Annotated in this window: 26 protein-coding genes and 1 tRNA gene; 12 read left to right on the forward strand and 15 right to left on the reverse strand. The window is 59.7% G+C overall.

Translation table 11 applies throughout. The features are described 5' to 3' along the window. Positions 1-25 precede the first annotated feature (25 nt). From AOA61_RS06230 to AOA61_RS06245, 4 genes are all read left to right on the forward strand, one after another. Entirely contained in the window at positions 26-637 is a 612-nt protein-coding gene (locus AOA61_RS06230; protein ID WP_099601351.1) for a LemA family protein, read from the forward strand. Between the two features lie 4 nt (positions 638-641). Further along, positions 642-1,376: a YgcG family protein gene (locus AOA61_RS06235; RefSeq protein WP_099601352.1), complete on the forward strand. Its 735-nt coding sequence runs from the start codon at positions 642-644 to the stop codon at positions 1,374-1,376. Between the two features lie 31 nt (positions 1,377-1,407). Next, the gene (locus AOA61_RS06240; protein ID WP_032888481.1) at positions 1,408-2,025 is read left to right on the forward strand and encodes a TPM domain-containing protein; all 618 of its coding nucleotides are present in this window, start codon (positions 1,408-1,410) and stop codon (positions 2,023-2,025) included. Positions 2,026-2,234: 209 nt separating this feature from the next. Continuing rightward, on the forward strand, positions 2,235-3,452 hold the full coding sequence (locus AOA61_RS06245; protein ID WP_099601353.1) for an SAM-dependent methyltransferase: 1,218 nt from the start codon (positions 2,235-2,237) through the stop codon (positions 3,450-3,452). Between the two features lie 42 nt (positions 3,453-3,494). Here the strand turns inward: AOA61_RS06245 and AOA61_RS06250 are convergent, their stop codons facing one another. Together AOA61_RS06250 and AOA61_RS06255 are read right to left on the reverse strand one after the other, a co-directional pair. Further along, entirely contained in the window at positions 3,495-4,394 is a 900-nt protein-coding gene (locus AOA61_RS06250; RefSeq protein ID WP_032888485.1) for a DMT family transporter, read from the reverse strand. A 459-nt stretch (positions 4,395-4,853) separates the two neighbouring features. Beyond that, positions 4,854-5,870: a DUF4917 family protein gene (locus tag AOA61_RS06255; RefSeq protein ID WP_099601354.1), complete on the reverse strand. Its 1,017-nt coding sequence runs from the start codon at positions 5,868-5,870 to the stop codon at positions 4,854-4,856. 124 nt (positions 5,871-5,994) lie between these two features. On the opposite strand from AOA61_RS06255, the gene yiaY reads away from it, so the two are divergent. Together yiaY and AOA61_RS06265 are read left to right on the forward strand one after the other, a co-directional pair. Next, positions 5,995-7,143, forward strand: a complete 1,149-nt coding sequence (yiaY, locus tag AOA61_RS06260; RefSeq protein WP_095184053.1) for an L-threonine dehydrogenase — start codon at positions 5,995-5,997, stop codon at positions 7,141-7,143. 91 nt (positions 7,144-7,234) lie between these two features. Next, complete coding sequence (locus AOA61_RS06265; protein WP_099601355.1) at positions 7,235-7,909, forward strand: NAD(P)H-binding protein; 675 nt, start codon at positions 7,235-7,237, stop codon at positions 7,907-7,909. Between the two features lie 73 nt (positions 7,910-7,982). Here AOA61_RS06265 and AOA61_RS06270 read toward each other — a convergent pair whose 3' ends face one another. Continuing rightward, the gene (locus AOA61_RS06270) at positions 7,983-8,471 is read right to left on the reverse strand and encodes a DMT family transporter (protein ID WP_095184055.1); all 489 of its coding nucleotides are present in this window, start codon (positions 8,469-8,471) and stop codon (positions 7,983-7,985) included. 68 nt (positions 8,472-8,539) lie between these two features. On the opposite strand from AOA61_RS06270, the gene AOA61_RS06275 reads away from it, so the two are divergent. From AOA61_RS06275 to AOA61_RS06290, 4 genes are all read left to right on the forward strand, one after another. Beyond that, a complete protein-coding gene (locus tag AOA61_RS06275; protein ID WP_099601356.1) occupies positions 8,540-9,466 on the forward strand; it encodes a LysR family transcriptional regulator in 927 nt (308 codons plus the stop codon). A 12-nt stretch (positions 9,467-9,478) separates the two neighbouring features. Continuing rightward, a complete protein-coding gene (gene fos, locus AOA61_RS06280; RefSeq protein ID WP_099601357.1) occupies positions 9,479-9,889 on the forward strand; it encodes a fosfomycin resistance glutathione transferase in 411 nt (136 codons plus the stop codon). A 54-nt stretch (positions 9,890-9,943) separates the two neighbouring features. Beyond that, positions 9,944-10,585, forward strand: a complete 642-nt coding sequence (locus tag AOA61_RS06285) for a LysE family translocator (protein ID WP_032888500.1) — start codon at positions 9,944-9,946, stop codon at positions 10,583-10,585. A 118-nt stretch (positions 10,586-10,703) separates the two neighbouring features. Then, positions 10,704-11,231 (forward strand): DUF4142 domain-containing protein, encoded by a 528-nt coding sequence (locus AOA61_RS06290; protein WP_005785958.1) that lies wholly within the window; start codon positions 10,704-10,706, stop codon positions 11,229-11,231. A 54-nt stretch (positions 11,232-11,285) separates the two neighbouring features. On the opposite strand, the gene AOA61_RS06295 is transcribed toward AOA61_RS06290, so the two are convergent. The 4 genes from AOA61_RS06295 to AOA61_RS06310 all read right to left on the reverse strand — a co-directional run bounded on the left by AOA61_RS06295 (position 11,286) and on the right by AOA61_RS06310 (position 13,773). After that, positions 11,286-11,711 (reverse strand): low affinity iron permease family protein, encoded by a 426-nt coding sequence (locus AOA61_RS06295; RefSeq protein WP_032888502.1) that lies wholly within the window; start codon positions 11,709-11,711, stop codon positions 11,286-11,288. Positions 11,712-11,822: 111 nt separating this feature from the next. Further along, entirely contained in the window at positions 11,823-12,323 is a 501-nt protein-coding gene (locus AOA61_RS06300) for a methylated-DNA--[protein]-cysteine S-methyltransferase (RefSeq protein WP_032888503.1), read from the reverse strand. 99 nt (positions 12,324-12,422) lie between these two features. Then, positions 12,423-12,755, reverse strand: a complete 333-nt coding sequence (locus AOA61_RS06305; RefSeq protein WP_099601358.1) for a hypothetical protein — start codon at positions 12,753-12,755, stop codon at positions 12,423-12,425. Positions 12,756-12,879: 124 nt separating this feature from the next. Continuing rightward, positions 12,880-13,773 (reverse strand): LysR family transcriptional regulator, encoded by an 894-nt coding sequence (locus tag AOA61_RS06310; protein ID WP_099601359.1) that lies wholly within the window; start codon positions 13,771-13,773, stop codon positions 12,880-12,882. Between the two features lie 95 nt (positions 13,774-13,868). Between AOA61_RS06310 and AOA61_RS06315 the strand changes: the two genes are divergently transcribed. Beyond that, positions 13,869-15,032: an MFS transporter gene (locus AOA61_RS06315; protein WP_099601360.1), complete on the forward strand. Its 1,164-nt coding sequence runs from the start codon at positions 13,869-13,871 to the stop codon at positions 15,030-15,032. A gap of 84 nt (positions 15,033-15,116) precedes the next feature. On the opposite strand, the gene AOA61_RS06320 is transcribed toward AOA61_RS06315, so the two are convergent. The 7 genes from AOA61_RS06320 to AOA61_RS06350 all read right to left on the reverse strand — a co-directional run bounded on the left by AOA61_RS06320 (position 15,117) and on the right by AOA61_RS06350 (position 20,123). After that, positions 15,117-15,422, reverse strand: coding sequence for a DUF6482 family protein (locus AOA61_RS06320; RefSeq protein WP_099601361.1), 306 nt, complete (start codon positions 15,420-15,422; stop codon positions 15,117-15,119). 21 nt (positions 15,423-15,443) lie between these two features. Continuing rightward, positions 15,444-15,968 carry a DUF3833 domain-containing protein gene (locus AOA61_RS06325; RefSeq protein WP_032888513.1) on the reverse strand — a complete coding sequence of 175 codons (525 nt, stop codon included), beginning with the start codon at positions 15,966-15,968 and terminating at the stop codon, positions 15,444-15,446. A 183-nt stretch (positions 15,969-16,151) separates the two neighbouring features. After that, positions 16,152-16,225 (reverse strand) — tRNA-Gly (locus AOA61_RS06330). Positions 16,226-16,347: 122 nt separating this feature from the next. Beyond that, a complete protein-coding gene (locus tag AOA61_RS06335) occupies positions 16,348-17,232 on the reverse strand; it encodes an alpha/beta fold hydrolase (RefSeq protein ID WP_099601362.1) in 885 nt (294 codons plus the stop codon). A 306-nt stretch (positions 17,233-17,538) separates the two neighbouring features. Continuing rightward, positions 17,539-18,231, reverse strand: a complete 693-nt coding sequence (locus tag AOA61_RS06340) for a pseudouridine synthase (RefSeq protein ID WP_099601363.1) — start codon at positions 18,229-18,231, stop codon at positions 17,539-17,541. Further along, positions 18,221-18,433, reverse strand: a complete 213-nt coding sequence (locus AOA61_RS06345) for a cysteine-rich CWC family protein (RefSeq protein WP_099601364.1) — start codon at positions 18,431-18,433, stop codon at positions 18,221-18,223. Before AOA61_RS06345 ends, AOA61_RS06340 begins: the two co-directional genes overlap by 11 nt. 67 nt (positions 18,434-18,500) lie before the next feature. Next, a complete protein-coding gene (locus AOA61_RS06350; protein WP_099601365.1) occupies positions 18,501-20,123 on the reverse strand; it encodes a methyl-accepting chemotaxis protein in 1,623 nt (540 codons plus the stop codon). Between the two features lie 307 nt (positions 20,124-20,430). On the opposite strand from AOA61_RS06350, the gene AOA61_RS06355 reads away from it, so the two are divergent. Next, a complete protein-coding gene (locus AOA61_RS06355; protein WP_099601366.1) occupies positions 20,431-20,814 on the forward strand; it encodes a hypothetical protein in 384 nt (127 codons plus the stop codon). A 54-nt stretch (positions 20,815-20,868) separates the two neighbouring features. Here the strand turns inward: AOA61_RS06355 and AOA61_RS06360 are convergent, their stop codons facing one another. After that, positions 20,869-21,981, reverse strand: coding sequence for an enoyl-CoA hydratase/isomerase family protein (locus AOA61_RS06360; protein WP_099601367.1), 1,113 nt, complete (start codon positions 21,979-21,981; stop codon positions 20,869-20,871). Between the last annotated feature and the right edge of the window lie 28 nt (positions 21,982-22,009).

The following is a 22,009-nucleotide window of genomic DNA, read 5'->3' on the forward strand; positions in this document are numbered from 1 at the left end:
ATCAAGATTGCTCAGGAGAGACACCATGCAAGCAGCACAAAGTTACCGCTGGGGCTTCAAAGCCGCAGCTTTGCTATTGATCAGCACGGTGCTGAGCGGTTGCGGCATCAACACCATTCCCACCCTGGACGAACAGGCCAAAGCCGCCTGGGGCCAGGTGCAGAACCAATACCAACGCCGCGCCGACCTGATCCCTAACCTGGTGGAAGTGGTCAAAGGCTACGCTGCCCATGAACAAGACACCCTCACCGCCGTGATCGAAGCGCGGGCCAAGGCCACCTCGATCCAGGTCGACGCCAGCACCCTCGACAATCCCGAGAAACTCAAACAGTTCGAGCAAGCCCAGGACGGTTTGAGCGGCGCGCTTAGCCGCTTGATGGTGGTGTCCGAGCGCTACCCGGACCTTAAGGCCAACCAGAACTTCCTGGCCCTGCAATCCCAGCTTGAAGGCACCGAAAACCGTATCGCCGTGGCCCGTCGTGATTTCATCCAGGCCGTGCAGGCCTACAACACCGAGATCCGCACCTTCCCAGGTCGTCTGTGGCACAGCGTGATGTACAGCGACTTGCCGATCCGCCAAACGTTTGAAGCCACCAGTGCCGATGCCGATAAAGCACCGCAAGTGAAGTTCAAGTAAGCCGATGCGCTTATTACGGATAGGGCTGGCGCTGTGGCTGCTGGCCTGCGTGGGCGTGGCCCAGGCAGCGCTGATCTTCCCGGAGTTGACCGGACGGGTGGTCGATAACGCCCAGATGATCGACCCGGCGGTGCGCGCGCAGTTGTCCCAGCAGTTGCAGGCGCTGGAGCAAACCGCCGGCGACCAGATCGTGGTGGTCACCGTGCCCGACCTGCAAGGCGTGCCTATTGAAGACTTCGGTTATCAACTGGGGCGCCACTGGGGCATTGGCCAGAAGGGCAAGGACAACGGCGCGCTGTTGATCGTCGCCCGCGATGAGCGCAAATTGCGCATCGAAGTCGGTTACGGCCTGGAAGGCGTGCTGACCGATGCGCAGTCCTGGGTGATCATCAACCAGGTGATCACCCCCAAATTCAAAACCGGCAATTTCAGCCAGGGCATCAGCGACGGGGTGGCCGCGATGATCCAGGTGGTGGGCGGTGAGCCATTGGCGGTACCGGCCCATGTGGCCGATGCCAATTTTGCCAAGGATAATCCCGGGTTTTCCATCGGCCTGGTTATCCTGCTGATTGGCGTGTTGTGGCTGTGCAACCGTATGGGCCTGCCGGTGGGCGCGATCCTGCTGGCGATTCTCAGCAGCAGTGGACGCGGCGGCGGCGGCGGGGGAGGCGGTGGCGGCGGTGGTTTTCGCGGCGGCGGTGGCGGCTTCGGCGGCGGCGGTGCTTCAGGTGGCTGGTGATGACAATAACTAGAAAAGAGCATGTACAACCATGGCATTACTGACTGAACACGAGCAACGCCAAGTCGCTGAGGCGATTGCCCGGGTCGAGCAACAGACCGACGCCGAGTTGGTCACCGTGCTGGCCGCGCGTGCCGACGATTACGCCTACATCCCCTTGTTGTGGGCCAGCTTGATCGCCTTGGTGGTGCCGGGTGTGGTGCATTACCTGTCCGGCTACCTGACCATGTACACCTTGCTGCTGGCGCAATGGGCGACGTTCATCGTGTTGTGCCTGGTGTTCCGCTTGCCCAAGGTCACGACCCGCTTGATCCCGCGTTCCGTGCGGCACTGGCGCGCTTCCAACCTGGCGCGCCGGCAGTTTCTGGAGCAGAACCTGCACCACACGCTGGGCAGTACCGGGGTGCTGATTTTTGTCAGCGAGGCGGAGCGTTATGTGGAAATCCTGGTGGACGATGGCATCTCCAGCCGCCTGGATGACAGTCATTGGGATGGGATCGTCAGGGCGTTTACCCAGCAGGTGAAACAGGGGCAGACGCTGGCTGGGTTTATTGCGTGTATCGATGCATGCGGTGAATTGCTGAAGGTGCATGTGCCGGTAACGCAGACGCGGAATGAGCTGCCAAACCGGCTGGTCGTACTGGAATAGCCCCGCCACCACTGGCTGAAAATGTGGGAGGGGGCTTGTCCCCCGATTGCAGAGTGTCAGTCAACGATGTTCCAACTGATCCACGGCTATCGGGGGCAAGCCCCCTCCCACATTTGAGTCTGCGGTGACCACTGGTCAAATAACTCCGTGCCCTGGTGGACTATCCCCCCTAAAATGCCCGGCATTCCCAGCCCGAGGCGTTTTTGTTCATGTCCGTCACCGCTCAACCTGTCCTCCCTGCGCCGGATCACCACGCCCAGTTCATCGAACTGTTGAGCACAAGCCTTGCGCAGAACGCCTTTATCAAGCTGGTGCTGGCCAAGTACGTTGGTGACGAAGCCGAGCTTCAGCGGCTGATCATCAAGGCGGTGACCGTCAAGGAGCAGCCATGCCTGTCCTTCGTCTACCGCTACAAGACCCGTGACATCACCAAGAACTTGCCGCTGGCCGACGGCGTGGCGGCGATTGCCGAGCTGCTGCCGGCGTCGTTCAAGAATGCGCACTTGCTGTCGCTGACCGACGAAGCCCAGTTGGAATACAGCAAGAAGAACAAAAGCTCGCTGTTCAAAAGCAAGCCACAGCAACTGCGCGAGGCACCTTCGGCGGAGCATAACCGTGAGAAGAATCGCTTCCTCGATCTGAGCCGGCCGTTCCTCGCCGACCTGGGCGTGACCGATTCCAAGCAGGCGCTGATCCCGTCGATGTCGCGCAAGTGGAAGCAGATCAACAAGTTCATCGAAGTGTTCAGCCATGCGCTGACCTCGTCACCGCTGAAGCTGGATCAACCGGTGCGTGTCGCCGACTTTGGTTCGGGCAAGGGCTACCTCACGTTTGCGATCCACGACTACCTGCGCAACACCCTCAAGGCCGAAGGCGAAGTTACCGGCGTTGAATTGCGCGAAGACATGGTGACCCTGTGCAACACCGCCGCTGCGCGCCTGGAACACCCGGGTCTGGTGTTCAAATGCGGCGACGTACGCAGCGTGGCGCCGAGCGAGCTGGACGTGATGATCGCCCTGCATGCCTGCGATATCGCCACCGACTATGCGATCCACACCGGCATCCGTTCCGGCGCGTCGATCATCATGTGTTCGCCGTGCTGCCATAAGCAGATCCGCTTGCAGATTCAGAGCCCGGTGCTGCTCAAACCGATGCTGCAATACGGTTTGCACCTGGGCCAGCAGGCGGAAATGGTTACCGACAGTTTGCGGGCATTGTTTCTCGAAGCCTGTGGATACGAGACGAAAGTGTTCGAGTTCATCTCGTTGGAACACACCAACAAGAACAAGATGATCCTTGCGGTCAAGCGTAACGAGCCGGTGGACAATACGCAGTTGCTGGAGAAGATTCAGGAACTCAAGGCGTTCTACCACATCACCGAACACTGCCTGGAAACCCTGCTGCGCGCGGATGGCTACCTGGCCTGAACACTGCTCAAATGTGGGAGGGGGGCTTGCCCCCTTCCACATTTAGACTGCACTTGGCTTGGGAACCGGCGCAGGTTGCACCGCCGTCTTGCGCCCCAGCATTACCGTCACAATCACCCCGCACGCAAACACCCATGTAATTGGCTCGATATGTTCCCCAAAGAACAACGCCGAAAACGCGATGGTGAAGAAGATCTGCAACAGCTGGATCTGGCTGACCCGCGCAATGCCGCCCATGGCCAACCCGGCGTACCAGGCAAAGAACCCTAGGAACTGCGAGAACAGCGACACATACCCAAACGCCCACCAGGTACGCATGGAAATCGCACCTTGATGCTGCGCCGCCAAGTACCACACCGGCCCGATCAGCACCGGCGTGGACAGCACCAGCGCCCAACAGATCACCTGCCAGCCGCCCATCTCCTTGGCTAATCGGCCGCCCTCGGCATAACCCAAACCGCCCACGGCAATCGCGCCGAGCATCAAGAGATCCCCCGCCTGGATGCTTCCGGCGCCGGTGATCAACGCATAACTCAATACCAACGCACTGCCCAATGCGGCGCAGGCCCAGAAGGCTTTCGACGGCCGTTCATGGGACAGCCATGCTGCATACAGCGCCACGCAAAGCGGTTGCAGACCGTTGACCAGCGCACCATGGGACGCCGGCAAGGTTTGCATGGCCCACGCCGACAGCACCGGGAAACCGAGAATGACCCCGGCGATCACCAGGCACAAACCCCGCACTTGGCGCCAGGTCGGCCAGCGCTCACGGCGCCACAGCAACAGCGCCGCCGCCGGTACCGCCGCGAACAACGCTCGGCCCAGGCCATTGAGCAACGGATGGATTTCCTGCACCACGATACGGGTGAAGGGCAGGGTCAGGCTGAAGATGATGACGCCCAGCAGGCCGAGGGCCATGCCGGTGTTTTCGCGCGAGCTCATGGGGGCAACCGAAATCTAGAGGGCTTCAAGGGAAGCCCATATAGCCACAACCCCCGTCGAACGCGGGCCTACAGCTGGATACGGATTTATCCGTACAGTTGATCTTGTGTGGGCGCGGGCTTGCCTGCGATTGCATCATGTCGCGGTCACTGACACACCGAGGTGTCTGCATCGGGGGCGCGATAGCCCCGCCATAGAAACCTGCGAAAGGCATAGGACGACAACGGGTCGGGCTTATCCCGCTTTGGGGCGAAGCGCTCCCTGATGAAGACGAATGCGGTGTATCCGCCGCTCCTCTGCGCCTGGTTTTTAGGCTGCTGCGCAGCCCTACGCGGGACAAGCCCGCTCGCTACAACAAGGCGCTCGACTGAAATGACTCATGCAGGACTCTAGACTTAAGGGTTGGTATTTAAGCCTTTAAAGTCAGTAACTTATTTAAGTTTGATAAGGCGGGCTTGATCAGCGTTCCACAGGTACTGAGAGTGCTGGATCACCCAGTGGATGCGTGCGCGCCGCAAAAAACTTCAGCTCCACGCCGCTGCCGTCAAATAACTCCGAATACCGCCGCTTCTGCTGGCGAATAAACCCGTCACTGCGCCCCGACACCGAGATCGCCAGGGTGCTCAAATTGGCGTGGCGAATGGCATCCACCAAGTGCTGATCCTGAGGCCCAAGGCCGTGCCCAAAGATGCACAGCGCGCCTTCATAGGTCAGCAACTGCTCATAGCAGAACGACAGGTAGTCCGAACTGCGGATGGTCTTGAGCTTCTCCTGCACGGTGCCTTCGCTGACAAACAGCGGCACATCGTCCAGGGTCTTGATCGTGTTGTTTATGGCAAAGCTGCTGAGCAAGGTGCTGTCAGTCGTGGGTAATTTGCGTGCGGTGCCGTCGAGGTTCCGCACCAGGTGCAAGCCGCCGTGCAGGTACAGGATGCGTGTGGCGTCGGTGCGGGTGTTGCGCAGGTCGAAGCTGGCGTCGGCGCTGCGGAACAGATCGTCGATGCCCGGCGTGTGCAGGATCGCCCAATAGTTGAGCAGGTCATAGTTGCTGGTGAATACGGTGGAGTAACCGGCCAGTTCCGCGTTGATCGTCGCCAGTGTCGATGGCTTCACCAAGCGCCACGGGATATGCACGGCGTGGATGGTGTTGATCAATGCTTCCTTGATCGCGTAGTAGCGATTACGCGGCGCCGCCGAGCTGACCGCCAGGGCCTTGTTGACCCGGCTGGTGGTTTTCAGCGCGCCCAGTGCTTGTTCGAAACTGCGGGTTTGCAGGGCGTCGAACACACTGAGTTCGGATGGGCTGAGGGGTTTTTCTTCGACGGTGCGGGCGTTTTCGAACAGCGAGTCGTAGGCAAAGTCTTCCCAAACCGTACGGCTCGCGCCGTTGCCGATCAGAATCCCAGTGAAGTCGATGGTGCTGCGCAGGGCACTCCAGTCTTCAAGGTGGGCGTCAATATCCTGGAAATCCTTCATTGCGGCGGGCTACTCGAAATCGGCTGGGCGGTGACTTTATCACGAGCTGACGTTGATCCTGATCAAGATGCCGCAGACAACTGAGGCCGATGCTAGAGGCAGAAACGTTATCCGAGGATTCGCCATGAGCAGCACCTTCTTCATCCCAGCCGTCAATATCATGGGCACCGACTGCCTCGACGAAGCCATGAACGCCATCCGCAACTACGGTTTTCGCAAGGCGCTGATTGTCACCGACGCCGGTCTGGCCAAGGCGGGCGTCGCCAGCATGATCGCCGAGAAACTGGCGATGCAAGACATCGACTCGGTGATCTATGACGGTGCCAAACCCAACCCCAATGTGGAAAACGTCGAGAAAGGCCTGGCGCTGTTGCAGCAAAGTGCGTGTGATTTTGTGGTGTCGCTGGGCGGCGGCTCGCCCCATGACTGCGCCAAGGGCATCGCCCTGTGCGCCACCAACGGCGGGCATATCGGCGACTACGAAGGCGTGGACCAATCGGCCAAGCCGCAACTGCCGCTGGTAGCCATCAACACCACTGCCGGCACGGCCAGCGAGATGACCCGCTTCTGCATCATCACCGACGAAACCCGTCACGTGAAAATGGCCATCGTTGACCGCAACGTCACGCCACTGCTGTCGGTCAACGACCCATCGCTGATGGTTGGCATGCCTAAGGGGCTCACCGCCGCCACCGGCATGGACGCCCTGACTCACGCCATCGAAGCCTATGTCTCCACCGCCGCCACGCCGATCACCGACGCCTGCGCGATCAAGGCCATCGAACTGATCAGCGCCAACCTGCGCCTGGCCGTCCGTGATGGCAGTGACAAGGTCGCGCGGGAAAACATGGCTTACGCGCAGTTCCTCGCCGGCATGGCGTTCAACAACGCGTCCCTGGGTTTTGTGCACGCCATGGCTCACCAGCTGGGCGGGTTCTACGACCTGCCCCACGGCGTGTGCAACGCGGTGCTGCTGCCCCATGTGCAAAGCTTCAACGCCAGCGTAAGCGCCAAACGCTTGAGCGATGTAGGCCGAGCGCTGGGGGCAGACATCAAGGGCATCACCGATGAAGAGGGCGCCCAAGCTGCCATCGCCGCCATTCGTAGCCTGGCCCAAGACGTTGAAATTCCGGCGGGCCTGCGTGAGCTGGGTGCCAAGTTGCAGGATATTCCGCTGCTGGCGACCAATGCGTTGAAGGATGCGTGCGGCCTGACCAACCCACGGCGCGCGGATCAGCGTCAGATCGAGGAGATCTTTCGCAGCGCGTTTTGAGTGGGGCAGCCTCAAGCCGCAAGCGTTAAGCTACAGGTTGGATGCATTCAACTTGAGCATGAAGCTTGCGGCTTGCCGCTGAGGTCACCTTATGAGAGTTCTGTTATTCGGAGCCACCGGCATGGTTGGCCAAGGCGTTCTGCGTGAATGCCTGTTGGCTGCCGATGTCCAGGAAATCGTCGCCGTTGGCCGCACGCCCCTGACCCAGGAACACGGCAAGCTGCATCAGGTATTGCACAGCGACATGCTGGATTTCCAACCCCTGGAAAACCTGCTGCAAGGCTTTGATGCCTGCTTCTTCTGCCTCGGTGTGTCGTCGGCCGGCATGAATGAAACCACGTACACCCATCTCACCTATGACCTGACGCTCGTAGCTGCCAGCACCTTGGCGCGGCTCAATCCACAGATGACGTTTATCTACGTGTCCGGCGCTGGCACCGACAGCTCCGAGGCGGGCCATTCGATGTGGGCGCGGGTCAAAGGCAAGACCGAGAACGCGTTGCTGCGCTTGCCGTTCAACGCGGTGTACCTGTTTCGGCCGGGGATCATTCAGCCGCTGCACGGTGTGCGCTCTAAGACGCCGCTGTATCAAGCGTTTTACTCCGTGCTCGGGCCAGTGCTTTCGTTGGTGCGTCGGGTTAAGCCGGGCTGGGTGGTGAGTACGGAAACTGTCGGCCGAGCCATGTTGCAAGCGGTGCGCCATGGCGCGCCGCAACCGGTGGTGGAGCAGGGCGAGATCAATCGCCTGGCGGCTGAGCGCTGCTGATGCTGTGGCCGCGCGCAACTGTGAATTGCCTTGCGCACCGGATGACATCACTGAAAACGATGCCAAACGCTGATCAGCTCGCTGTTGCCAGTGCACGTGCGGACGTGTTGCCAAACTGAATCAGCGCCACACCTCCCATCAACAACAATGCCCCAAGCACCCGTGGCGTTGTCAGTTGACGCTCCACCAGACCGAACAACCCAAAGTGATCGAGCAGCAGTGATGCAAGCATCTGTCCCGCCAACGCCAGGGCGATAAACCCCGACGCACCCAGCTTGGGCAGCAGCATCAACGCCAGCGCGATAAAGCACACACCAAACGCGCCACCGGCCCACATCCAAAGCGGCGCCTTGACGATAAACGTGAGGCTGGGCAGCGGCAGACGCAGCGCCACGATCACCGGCAGCAACACCATCATGCTCACCAGCAGTGACGCCAGGGTGGCCCACAGCGGGTGGCCGAGCCCGCGCCCAAGGTTGGCATTGATTGCACTCTGAAACGGCACCACCGCCCCGGCGATTACCGCTAGCGCCAATAAACCTGCCCACTGCAACGTTGTCATGTTGGATCTCCCAGAGGTTTTGCTGGACTCTAGGCCATTCGTCGATCAAATTTAAATTCCAAATTCTTATGCTGGATATGCAGCTGATGAATGATCTGCGCCGTATTGACCTCAACCTGTTGGTGATCCTCGACGCCTTGCTCAGTGAGCAACACGTCACCCGCGCCGCCGAGCGCGTGCACCTGAGCCAGCCGGCGGTCAGCCATGCGCTGGCGCGGTTGCGGGATGTGCTGGGTGATCCGTTGCTGGTGCGTCAGGGCGGCACGCTGGTGCCCACCGCCCGTGCGTTGGAATTGGCGGCACCGCTGGCCGAAGCGTTGGCGCAGGTGCAGGCGCTACTGGCGCCGAATCGCTTTGATCCGGCATCGGCAAAGCGTCGTTTTCGTGTGGCGATGTCGGACTACAGCGCGGCGATTTTCTTACCGAGGTTGGTTCGTGTACTGCGCCGTGAAGCACCGGGCATCGACCTGCAAATCATCCAGACCAGCCGCGAAGGCATGGTTGAAGGCGTGCTCAATGGCGACCTTGACCTGGCCGCTGGCGTGTTCCCCGATATGCCTGCTGAACTGCGTACTACGCCCTTGTTCGACGAGCATTACACCTGTCTGGTGGACCGTAGCAGCCTGCCGCAGGACGGCTCTCTCGACCTGCCCACCTACCTCTCGCGCCCCCATGTGCTGCTGGAAATGCGCGGCAGCGGCACCCCGGAAATCGAACGAGCGCTGACGGCGATTCGTCAGCGACGGCATGTGGCGATCAGCCTGCCGCACTGGGGCGTGGCGCCGCAGTTGATTGAGGGCACGGACTTGATCCTGACCGTATCGTCGCGAGGCTTGCTGAATATTGATCACCAGCATCTGGTCGCCGTGGCGCCGCCATTTCATATTCCGTCGTTTGCCTTCGAGCTGGCGTGGCATGCGCGACGGGGAGGGGATTCTGGGTTGCAGTGGTTGATTGGGCAGGTGCAGGGTATTTTGTCCGAAGGCCGCAGATAACAGGAAAAAGACATGCTCTCAGGCTTCAATCACTTGACCCTGGCCATCACCGACTTGAGTCGTAGCGTCACTTTTTACCATGAGCTGTTGCAGCTCAAGCTCGACGCCACTTGGGACAGCGGCGCCTATTTGTCATTGCCGGGTCTATGGCTATGCCTGTCGCTTGATCCGCTACGCGAGTCGAAGCCAGGTGCCGATTACACCCACTATGCGTTCACCGTCGGAACGAGTGAGTTCGCTGCGCTGGTCTCGCGTCTGCGCGCCGCCGAGGTGCAGGAGTGGCGCGATAACCGAAGCGAAGGCGCCTCGTTCTATTTCCTTGATCCCGACGGTCATAAGCTCGAAGCCCATGTCGGCGACCTGGCTTCGCGTCTGTTGGCTTGCCGCGACAAACCCTATTCGGGAATGAGGTTTTACCCTTAGCGTAGGAACGTGCAGAATCGCTCCACCTTCCCACGCTTTGTTTGAGTCACGCCCATGACCCTATCCCTGCTGCTCGCCGTCCTCGCGTCGGGTTTTATCTACGGTATTACGCCTGGCCCCGGAGTCTTGGCAGTGTTTGGCATCGGCGCCGCCCGCGGCCGTCGTGCCGGGGCGGGGTTTCTGTGCGGGCACTTGCTCGGCGATGTGCTGTGGTGCAGTACGGCGTTGGTCGCGATTGTGGGCGCGCGGGAAGTCGGCAGCAGCGCGTTCGATGTGCTCGGCGTGCTCAGTGGCCTGTATCTGTTCTGGCTTGGCTGGCGGGCCATCCGCACCCAGCGTCGCAGCAGTGATGCCCCTCAGGGCGCCGCGCGGCATCCGTTCTGGCACGGCATTGTGTTCGGCTTGACCAACCCCAAGGCGTATCCAGTCGCGGTGGCGACGTTTACGGCGTTGCTGTCCAGCCGTGCCGAATTGCTGACCTGGTCGATGCTGCCGGCGTTGATCTTCCTGAGCTTCGTCGGTGGTGTGTTGGCCTACGCAATCCTGATCGGCGTGGTCGGCGCCCAGCGCGTACGCACGGTGTATCAGCGCCATGAAATACTCATCACTAGGCTCTGTGGCGTGATGTTTATCGGCTTCGCCATCAATGCCCTGGCCCATGCGTTACCGGGCCTGTTTGCCAGCAAATCGGCTTGATGCGCCGACGACCGTTCGTCGCACCGGCGAGTTTTTTCTAAACCTTTACCGCCCTGAAAATTCGAATTCAGGGCGGGGTGTGTTCCCCGTACTTATTTTTGCCCTGGAGGAACCCATCATGAGCCGCATGGCTATCCGGTTACGCACCGCCAGTTTCGCGATGCTGCTGGGCCTCGGCGCCAGCAATGCTTTCGCCCAGTCGCCTGCTGAATTCATCGAGCAGGCTTCTGCCAAAGGCATGGCCGATATCGAGACCAGCCGCATGGCACACGCGAAAACCTCGTCCCAGGAAATCAAGGACTACACCATCGAGGTGATCAACGAGCGCACCTTGGCCAACCAGCACTTGGCGGCTATCGCCAAGAAGCTCGACCTGCCCGTGGCGCCCCGCGAAAAAATCGTCGACAAAGCTGAAACCCTGATGCCCGAACTCAAGGACGGTGACTCGTTCGATGCCGCTTACACCGCGCAGCAGGTGAAGGAAAACGAAGACGCCATCGCGCTGTTCAAGAAGGAAGGCGCTGCGTCGGATGTGCCGGAAATAAAAGCGTTGGTGGATGAGACACTGCCCAAATTGGAGGAGCGCCTGCAGAAGGCCCGAGCCTTGGCGTCCACCTACGGTAAAGGTCATCAAGGCGACGGTTGAAGCCGTTACCTGAATTGAAAAACGGCGGTTGGATCGTCTCCAACCGCCGTTTTTTTATGCCTGGTTCAGATCGGTTTTGGCGGGCGCCGCGTCGTCGGCGGCGTGGCCGCAACTGCTGTTCAGGTTGACGGTGCCGGTATTGCCAATGCTGCGGTATTCCTGGCGCAGTTTTTCCAGCTCTTTGCGGTCCAGGCCGTCCAGGCTGAGTACGGCGTTCTGCGCATCCTTGGACACGCGCAGCAACTCGTCGATCTTGATATGCAGGATGTCGTTGTCGCGGTTTTGTGTGTTTTGGATCAGGAACACCATCAGGAAGGTGATGATCGTGGTCGAAGTGTTGATGATCAGTTGCCAGGTGTCGTTGTAGTGAAAGTACGGCCCGCTCAGGCTCCATGCCAAGATCAACGCCACCGCTGCGTAGAACGTGCGCGGGCTGCCAGCCCAGCGAGACAGGGATTGCGAGACTGCGGAGAATTTCATGACCGGGTTCCTTATTGAGATGGCGATGAAATGATGGACCGCAGTGGCTCGCTGAAATTTCTTTTTACAATTGCGCGCCTGAACACATGTGTACGATTTTGTCGCGTAATCCTAGAACGCCAATTGGGCCTGGCCGGTGCCTTCCAGCGTGAGCAAGTAGTGTTTGGCTTCCAGTCCACCGGCAAATCCGGTCAGGCTGCCCGCCGCACCAATGACCCGATGGCACGGGGCAACGATCGAAATCGGGTTTCGCCCATTCGCAGCGCCGACGGCGCGCACGGCTTTGGGGTTGCCGATCTGCCGGGCGATCTGGCTGTAACTGCGGGTTTCGCCGAAAGGAATGGTGAGCAACGCCTGCCAGACCTGCTTTTGGAACGCGGTGCCGTTGAAATCCAGTTCCAGCTCGAAGGTGCTGCGCGTGCCGGCGAAGTACTCCTGCAACTGGCGCTCGGTCTCCAGCAGCACCGGATTCTGGTTGGCCTCGTGCAACTCCCCCAGGCGCACGCGGTTGGCGCGTTCTGTCTCCCAGAGGATGGCGCTTAGCTTGCCATTGCGCGCCACCAGGGTGAGTTGGCCGACGGGGGAGGGCATGAGCTTGTATTCGTAGGGCATGGTTGAGGTCCTCGTCAGGCCGTGTCGATACGTGATCGAGACTGTAGCTCCCTGCGCTGCACTGGAAACTACGTTTCTTGCGATCGAATTCTTCAGTGCTTAGAAATTCCAGTACACCCAGTTGGCGTAATGCGGATACGCGTAGAGCCACACAAGATAAAACACGGCTTTAAGCAGTGAAGCTGCCCCCATTGCGATCAATGAGATGCCATTCAGCAGGGTGACGATCAAGGCGAACAGGGTGACTCGTCGGGTTGCATGACGATGGGCTAGCCGTAAGCCGTAGACCGATCCGGCCATGACGCCCAGTGCCAGCACCAGTCCTAGAGGGAATGGCAACCGTACAAACGAGATCAGCAGGGGTAATACCAGCACCCAGCCGAGTATTTGGCGCAATAGGGGCTTTGGTGTGGCTTGTCCAGGTTCAAGCATGGCTGTGGTTCCGCATTTCTGGCCGACCAACCGGGATTGTCGGGGCACTTGTTATTGCCGCTGTCAGGCATTGCTGACATCAGGCGAGCGATCCTGTGAGGTGTGGCGAGGTTTTTCGCAGGTGTTACCGGTTATGGGAGATCCCAGCGATCACGCTGAGGAAGGCCTCCACCAGCACGCTTTTTGTTTCAGCCGGGGTCAACACTAACAACTGCGCGTAAGCATCCCCCTCGACCAACGGCCTGTACGTCACGCCTTTGTTCATCAAGCTTTGTGTGCATTCCGGTACCAACGCCATACCTTGGCCGGCCGCCACCAGCGCAATGATCGAGGTGATCTGCCGCCCAGTCGGCCCAAGGTGCAGGCGCACGCCGTGGTATCGGTAAAGCTGTTCGATGGACTGGTTGAGCCCCGAGCCATAATCCGCCGGAAATAATATCAACGGGTAGGCACTGAGCTGCGCCAGGCTGACCTCGGCCAGAGTCGCCAGTGGGCTGTCTTTGGACACCGCCGCCAGTAAGCGCTCTTCTGCGAGGGATAGCGCCTGCACTTCTGGACGTTGCGGCACCATGCGGCTCAACCCGATATCCAGCCGCCCATCCGCTACCTGAGCACACAGGCTGCCGGAGGCACTTTCAACCAGCGTCAGCTGCACATCCGGAAATTGCCGGGCAAAAGACTGGATCGCTTGGCTGAACAGATCTGACAGGGCGATTGAGCTGGCATAACCGACGGACAGTTGTCCGGCGGTACCCGCAGCCAATTTGTCTGCGATCGCTTGGGCCAAGTCCACCTGTTCCAGCACCCCGCGTGCGTAGGGCAGGAACGACCGGCCTTGCGCGGTGAGCGTCACGGTGCGGCTGGTGCGATCAAACAGTTTGAAACCCAACTGCGCTTCCAACGCTGAAATCTGCCGGGTCAGCGGTGGTTGCGCAAGGTGCAGGCGAATGGCTGCACGGCCGAAGTGCAATTCTTCAGCGACCGTCAGAAAGTAACGCAGCTTGCGTAGGTCGAGCATCCTGATCCTTGGGTATCAATCGGTCTGAATTCGGTATTGGTTCCAGACCTGCCGGCCATTCTATAAAGACCTTTCAAAATAAAACGAGAGGTTTCATGAAGCCGCGTCTGCATTGTGCCCGCCTTGCCCTGTTCCTGTGTGGCTGTGCGGCATTTCTTAACCTGTATGCGACCCAGAGCATCCTCCAGACCTTTGCCGCGCAGTTTCATCTCAGCGCCAACGCAGCGGGTTGGAGCATCACCGTGACTACCTTGGCCGTGGCAATCACTGCACCGTTTGTCAGCCGTGTGACCGGGCGTTTCGAGCAACGCACGGTGATCTGCGTGGCCGCGTTGCTGCTGGCGGGGCCGACACTCATGACCGCCTATGCCGACAGCTTTGCTGAAGTGCTGGTGTGGCGCTTCGTAGAGGGCATGGTGATACCCGTGGTGTTTGCCACCAGCGTGGCCTACATCGGCGACCGTTGGCGCGGTGGCAACGTCACCGAAGTCACCAGCCTTTATGTCGCGGGCACGGTGTTGGGCGGGTTTGCCGGGCGTTTTGTCACGGGGGTGATGACTGAATATGTAGGCTGGCGTGAAGCCTTTGAGTTACTGGCGGTGTTGAGCCTGATGGTCGGCGGGTTTATCCAGTTTCTGTTGCCCGCCAATCGTGCGCGAGTGGAGCAGGGCAGGGCTTCCTTTACGAGTGTTTTTCGCAAACCGTTATTGGCTGCGTACGCCGTAGGCTTTTGCGTGTTGTTTTCCCAGGTGGCGGCGTTTACCTACGCAGGTTTGTACCTCGGCTTACCGCCGTTCAATCTTGGGTCTGCGGCCTTGGGGACGCTGTACATGGTGTTTTTGCTGGCGCTGATTGTGATTCCTATCGCCGGCCGCCTGAGCAAGGCGCGTCCACATGCCCAATTGCTGACGGTTGCTGCCGTACTTGGCGTCAGTGGATCGGCCCTGACGCTGGTGCCCTCTCTGTGGTGCATCGTGACGGGCCTGGCCCTCAGTTCCACTGGCGTGTTCCTCGCCCAGGCCGCGGCCAATGCCTTCACCACCGCGACGGCGCGCGACAACAAGGCGGGTGCCGTCGGCGTATACCTCACGTGTTACTACTTGGGGGGCAGTTGCGGTGCGATTGTCCCAGCGCTGATTTGGGAACGATGGGGCTGGGCGGGTTGTGTGCTGCTGATCATCGTGTTCCAACTGCTGACCTTGTTGATCGCGCTGACAGGTTGGCGACCCTGCGAACCTGTGCGAGGTCTGCCGTCGTGATGTTGCCTGCCAGCCGTCGAGGGGCTTTGATTACTGAGTGCAGCGCTCACGCCAAGCGGGACGAGAGCCAAACACGCAACGATCTTAAAGGGCTGCACCCAGCGAAAATGGAATGCGTAACGCCCCGATAGCGCCCTCACGGATGCCACACATTTCGTCATGGGCGCACTGTTGCACCAGCACACAGGGAAATGGCGGAACACCCTGCAACAGGTCGCGCAAATGCGTGCTGGACCGCAGCCGCAGTGTCTTGCCGTTATCGTCCAGTAATGTGATGTCGACCTGATCCAGTTTCACACGAGCGATATAAAAACCGCCCTCCAGGGACAGCAACTCCAAACTACGTATTTCACCTTTCTCGGCCAGTTGGGTCAGCTTTTGTACATTCATGGTTCACCCTACCTTTGGGGGTTATTGGCGACGAAAGAACAACGTGACCTGGCCCCATTCCACGCCGAACTTGGTCATGCTCGACCGGTTGATCATCGTGTCCTCGTCCATCAGGTACATCCAATCGTCAAAGCTCACCTCGTATACCGAGCCCTCCACCGGGAGGTTGAGCCGGTAGCGCCAACGCAACGCGTTCCCGGCGACCTCGCCGATGGCCTCGCCGACCACATCACCGGCCCGTCCGCGCCAGCGTCCCGGGCCATCGGGCGTAAGGGTCCACACACGGCGCTGGCGAGTGCCGTCGCTGTACAGGAATTTCTCGTCGAGAATTAATTTGTCGCCCTCGCGATGGCTGGCGATATCCACTTCAAAACGCTTGGCGACTTCGCCCGAGCGTTTCTCAAAGATGCCCCAGGCCTTGACGGGTTTGCTGAAGAAGCGCTCAAGGTCCAGCTGTGGTTTCTGGTCGGCGTAGTGATCGACCTCCACATGGCTGCAACTCGCCAAGCTCAACGCCAGCAACAGTGAAACCAGCAGACGCGTCATTGCGCGGCTCCTTGATCGTGCGAGGCGTGGTGCCAGCGCTCCAGCGTTGATAGTTGTACAGAATTTTGTATTTGTACAGGTTTGCGGGCGAGAAAATCCTGGGCATAAAAAAACCGGCCTCAAAGGGCCGGTTTCTTGGGCATCCCCCGCCAAAACGATAGTGGCGTGGGTGCTATGTCTGAGTGGAGCGGGTAGAGGGAATCGAACCCTCGTCGGAAGCTTGGGAAGCTACTGTTCTACCATTAAACTATACCCGCTCAGAGCGGCTGACTTTGTACCAGATGTTCACATGGATTTGAAGTTTTTCTTTGAAAATGTGCAGGTTGCGGCGAAGGCGGCTGATCCTTCGCCACAACGAGCCAGGCCATGAATCATCATTTCAAATCGCAAATGCATGCTGTGCCTGACCTTGGTGATAACGCAATCGGCTGACCTGCCGCTCCGGTTTCAAAAAGCCCACCACCGCCTCCCGGCTATCCTTGCACGCTGCCTTATGCTCCATGTCCAGAAAATGCCCCGTCGCCTGGATAGTGCTGAAGCTGCTGTTGGCCACGTAGTTGCCAAACTGCCTGGCGTCCTGAGCGCTGGTGTATTCATCCCATTCGCCGTTCAGGAACAGCACCGGAATATCGATCGCCTTGGCGGCCTTGAGGTAGCACAGTCGGTCGCTGGTGAGCACTTGGCTGATGTGAAAGTGCATCTGCCCGTATTCGTGTTCGGCTAGGCTGCTGACGTGTTTGTAGTTGAAACGCTTGAACAGCGATGGCAGGTGTTTGCCGATGGTGCTGTTAACAAGGTGGCCGACGCGGTCGCGGTCAAGGTTGCCGAGGTAGTCGACACCGCGCTCCAGATAGTCGCGCATGGGTGCGTTGATCACCGGGGAAAACGAGCTGATCACGGCCTTTTCCACGCGGCGAGGGCGCTGGGCGAGGGCGACGAGGGTGGCGGCGCCGCCCCAGGAAAACGACAGCACATGCTCGGCGGCAAAGTGGTCGATGAGTTCCAGGAGGATCTGGCCTTCGACTTCTTTCGTCAGCATCTGCTCATGACGGTTATGGATTTTTGAACGGCCGGCGTAGGGCTGGTCGTACAAAACCACGTTGAACTGCGGGTGCAGGCTTTTCACGGTTTGGGCGAAGGATGCCGTGGTGGCCATTGAGCCGTTGACCAGAATGATGGTCTTTTCAGCCTCATCCGCGCGATAGAACTCCGTGTAAACCCGATACTGACCCTGTATATCCAACACAGCGATTTCTGGCCTCATGTCGTAAGACTCCTGGCAAGCGGGTAGGGCGCGCAGATAACTCTGCACGAGCTTTGTGACAGGTAGGCATACGCCTGAAAAATGAAGGCCCATGTCGGTCCGGTGACGGCTGGCCGACGGGTGTTGTTATGGCGGGCTGTTTGCCTGGAAGGCCCGTGGAATAAAGCGCGGGCGTGGGCAAGGTGTTTCTTGGAGGTTATAGGCGACTCGCCAGTCATATTTAAACTGGTGAGCTTGATTCAAGCACAGACTCGGGATGTCGCAAGGCCTATAAATGGGTTTTTGCCATCACCGGCTGAACGGTCATCAGACCTGGAGGATTTCCTCAAGCGTCAACGGCCGATATTCGCCCGGCGCCAGTGCATCATCCAACTCAATCGGTCCCATACGTTCGCGATGCAAGCTGATCACCTTGTTATTGAAGTGTCCGAACATGCGCTTCACCTGGTGATAGCGGCCCTCGATGATGCTCAGCCGCGCGGTCGTCGGCCCCAGCAGCTCCAATTCGGCTGGCTGGGTGGTGAGGTCCTCAAACGCAAAATACAGGCCCGCCGCGAACGTGGTCGCGTACTCGGCGCCGATGGCCTGTTCAGTTGCAACGAGATAGACCTTGGGCAACTTGGTCGTCGGTTGCGTCAAGCGGCGCGACCACTGGCCGTCATTGGTGATCAACATCAGGCCGGTGGTGTTGAAATCCAAACGGCCGGCGATATGTAAATCCGCCTTGTCCGGCTCATGCAGCAGGTCCAGCACCGTGGGGTGTTGCGGGTCTGAAGTCGCACTCACACACCCCTGGGGCTTGTGCAGCATGAAATAACGCGCCGGTTTGCCCGCCTGTAGCACGTTGTCGTCAACGCACACGCGGCTGAATTCCCGTACGTCATGGTGAGGGTCGCTGACGATCACCCCATCGACGCTCACCCGCCGCTCTACCAATAGTAGACGCACCTGCTTGCGATTGAACTGCGCTAGGTTGCTGAGGAAACGGTCAACTCGCATCGCGGCGACGCAACTGTTCATCGACTTGGGCGCAGCGCGGGCAGAGGCAGGCTTTGTTGCGCAGTTCATCCGGCAGCGCTTCAAGTACGGCGGGGTCGATGGTGACGCTGTAGCACCAGCAGGCCTGGTCGGCCGTGCGTGGGTCGGCCAGGGTGCAATCGTTGCGGGCGCCGCAGGCGGGGCATAGGGTTGGCGTGGTCATGGAGTGGGCTGATCGGGCAAGGTTCGCTTGGCCTTGCACGATACAGCGCCAACCCACGGCAGGCTACTTACAGCTGGAACTTGCTGACCAGCACATTGAACGAGGTGGCCAGGCGTGACAGGTCCTGGCTGGAGGCGTTGGTCTGGTGGGCGCCGGCGGCGGTCTGGGTCGACAGGTCCTGGATGTTGAGCAGATTGCGGTCAACTTCACGGGCCACTTGCGCCTGTTCCTCGGAGGCGGAGGCGATCACCAGGTTGCGCTCATTGATCTTCGCCACGCTGGCGGTGATGCGCTCCAATGCCTCACCGGCGTTCTGTGCCAGGGTCTGGGTGTTGTTGGCCCAGGTCAGGCTCTTGTTCATCGCGGCCACGGCGTCATCGGCGCCGACCTGCACTTCGCCGATCATTTTTTCGATGTCGACCGTGGAGATTTGGGTTCGATGAGCCAAGGCGCGGACTTCATCGGCAACCACCGCGAAACCGCGACCTTGTTCGCCCGCACGGGCTGCTTCGATGGCCGCGTTGAGGGCCAGTAGGTTGGTCTGGTCGGCGATGCCGCGGATCACATCGATCACCTTGCCAATTTCACGGACCTGGCCGGCAAGATCGGCGACCGATTGGGTGGAGTCGTTGATCTCGACCACCATCGAACCCATGCCGGACACGGCCTGGGCCACTTGCTCACGGCCCTCTTCGGCTTCGGTAGTGGCTTGGCGCGAGGCTTCTGAAGTGGACACGGCGTTGCTTGCCACTTCGTCCACTGCAGCGGTCATCTGGTTGACGGCGGTGGCGGCTTGTTGGATTTCGTCATTCTGGCGGGTGAGGCCACGGCTGCTTTCATCGGTGACCGCACTCAGTTCTTCGGCGGCCGACGCTAACTGGTCAGAAGCGTTGGCGATTTCCATCAGTGTGCTTTTCAAACCACCCTGCATATCGGACAGCGCCATCAGCAGTTGCCCTGCTTCATCGGTACGCTCGGTGACGATGGCTTGGGTCAGGTCACCTTTGGCAATGCGTTGTGCGCTCTCCACGGCCTGGGCGATGGGACGGGTGATCAGGCGGGTGATCAACACACCAATGGTGATGGCGATGATGAAGGCAAGCACGATGCCGCTGATCATCCAGGTCAACGCGCTGTCGCGCAGCTCATCAGCGGCGATGGAGCCTTCTTTGATCTGGCGGTTGTTGGACTCGATCATCACGCGGATCAAGTCGCGTGCCTGGCGGAACATTTCATTGTTGGTGCTGTTGAGCTGTGCGCGGGCCTGGTCGAGCTGATTGCTTTCGAGCATCGACATGATGCGTTCGGAGCTGCTGATGTAAGCGGGCCACAGCTGGTCGAGCTTGTCGCCTGCTGCCCGTTCGTCGTCTTCCAACGGGGTGGCGCGGTAGATCTTGTAGGCAGCCTGGCTGTTCGTGAGTTCTTTGGCGATGTCCTGGCGCACGCGGTCGCGGTCTTGCTGGGACACGTCGCCCTGGCTGGCATCCATCAACCGGTATAAGCCCCGGTTGTGGGCGACCAGGCCGTTGAGGGTGGCCGCGGTGTTGCTCACGGAAACCAGATTGTTCGAAAACGTCAGTTCGAGTGCGTTGGCGAGGCGAACCACACCCTTGATACCCAGTAAACCCACGCCCAGGGTGACGACTGCGCACAGTAGAAAGGAGAGCAACAGTTTGGTTGAAATCTTCATGGCTTAAATCCGAGGTCATATGGGTAGAGTGCTCGCGCTAGAGCCTCCTTGGCATTGTGCGATGTCATAGTGACACTATCCAATTATTTAAAGTTTCAATACATCCAAAAATGTTCCATCCAGTTAAAAACTCCGACCAATGGGCAATTTTGGGCGGATGACAAATTTGGCGGATGCAGATGTATCAATCTGTTACCAAAACGCACCAGATTCGGTTTTTGATGTCAGATATTTCGTCATTCAGTGAAAGCTGAATGCCGCCCTCCCGCGTCGCTGGAGGTGCTCTTTCGCGGTCCAGGAGGCCGCCATGTATCGACGACTGCTGCTCAGCGCTTTACTCGGTCTGACCCTTTCCGCTTGTGTGCCCTACTACGATGGAGGCCAGAGCTACTATCGATCCGAGGTCTATACCTCACCGGCGCCGGCGTATTACTACGGGGGTGGCTCGGCGTATCAATATCGCCGTGATTACTACCCGTCGCCGCGCTATTACGCACCAGCACCGCGTTACTACTCGGCGCCGCGTTATTACCAGCCGGCACCACGCTATTACCCGGCTGGGCCGGGGGCCGGTTACCGGCCTTATCCGAACCAGGGCTGGGGCGAACATGGGGGTAATGGCAGGCACGGACGCGATGGACGCGATGGACGCGATGGAGGTCATGGCGGTGGCCGCGGCGGTCACCGTTGATCTGAGTTGAATGCAAACGGCGCAGGAAGCGCCGTTTTTTGTGGGAGAAAACAATCAGTAATCGGACAAGTCCGCCAGCGGATGGCGACCTTCCCACGCCTTATGAAAGTGCGCCTGTACCACGGCGTCCGGGACTGTATTGATATCTGGCCAATGCCAATGGGGTTTCTGGTCTTTATCGATCAACCGCGCGCGTACCCCTTCGCTGAATTCAGGGTGACGGCAGCAGTTGAGGCTCAGGGTGTATTCCATCTGGAACACTTGGGCCAGGGATAAATGCCGTGCGCGCTGGATCTGTTCCCACACAAGGTGTGCAGTCAGCGGGCAGCCTTCGCTCAGAGTCTTGCCGGCGCGGCTGAACAGCGGGTCGGCGTGGTCGCGCAGTGGGCTCAACGCTCGCCAGGCACAGCGCACATCGCCCACGTCCAGCCATTCGTCGATTTGCGCTCGGCGCGGCAGCCATTGGGCTTCGGGCTGCTGGCTGAAAGCCTCTTGGGCCAGGGCCTTGAGCAGGCTGTTGAGTTGCATCGCGGTCTGTTCCTGCCAATTGAGTTGCAGCAGGCCATCAAGCAGTTCGTCCTGTTGATCGTCGCGCAGGAAACGGTCGGCCAAACCCAGGTCCAACGCGTCACGGCCGTTGATGTACGCGCCGGTGAGGCCCAGGAATAGACCGAGCTTGCCCGGCAGGCGCGACAGAAACCAACTGGCGCCCACATCCGGGTACAGGCCGATGCTGATTTCGGGCATCGCCAGGCGACTGCTCGGCGTGACGATGCGTATGGCCGCGCTTTGCAGCAGGCCCATGCCACCCCCCAGCACATACCCGTGGCCCCAGCAGATCAGCGGTTTAGGGTACGTATGCAGGCGGTAGTCGAGGCGGTATTCCGCGGCAAAAAACTGTGCACCCAGGGCGGGCACTTCGCCGGGTTGTTCGAGGCAGGCCATTGCCAGGCTGCGTACCTCGCCACCGGCGCAAAAGGCCTTGGGCCCATTACCGCGCAGCAGCACGCAGACGATGTTCGGGTCTTTGGCCCACGCATCCAGGCGATCGCTCAAGGCCAGGATCATCGGCAGGGACAGGGCGTTGAGGGATGCTTCAGCATCAAGGCTGGCGATGCCGACGCGGGCGCCGTCGCTGCCGGTGAGCTCTTCGAAGTGCAGGTTCATTGTGACCTCATTCGGGAGGGTGAAGGAT

Source organism: Pseudomonas sp. 2995-1 (assembly GCF_002742505.1).
GTDB classification, from domain to species: domain Bacteria; phylum Pseudomonadota; class Gammaproteobacteria; order Pseudomonadales; family Pseudomonadaceae; genus Aquipseudomonas; species Aquipseudomonas sivasensis.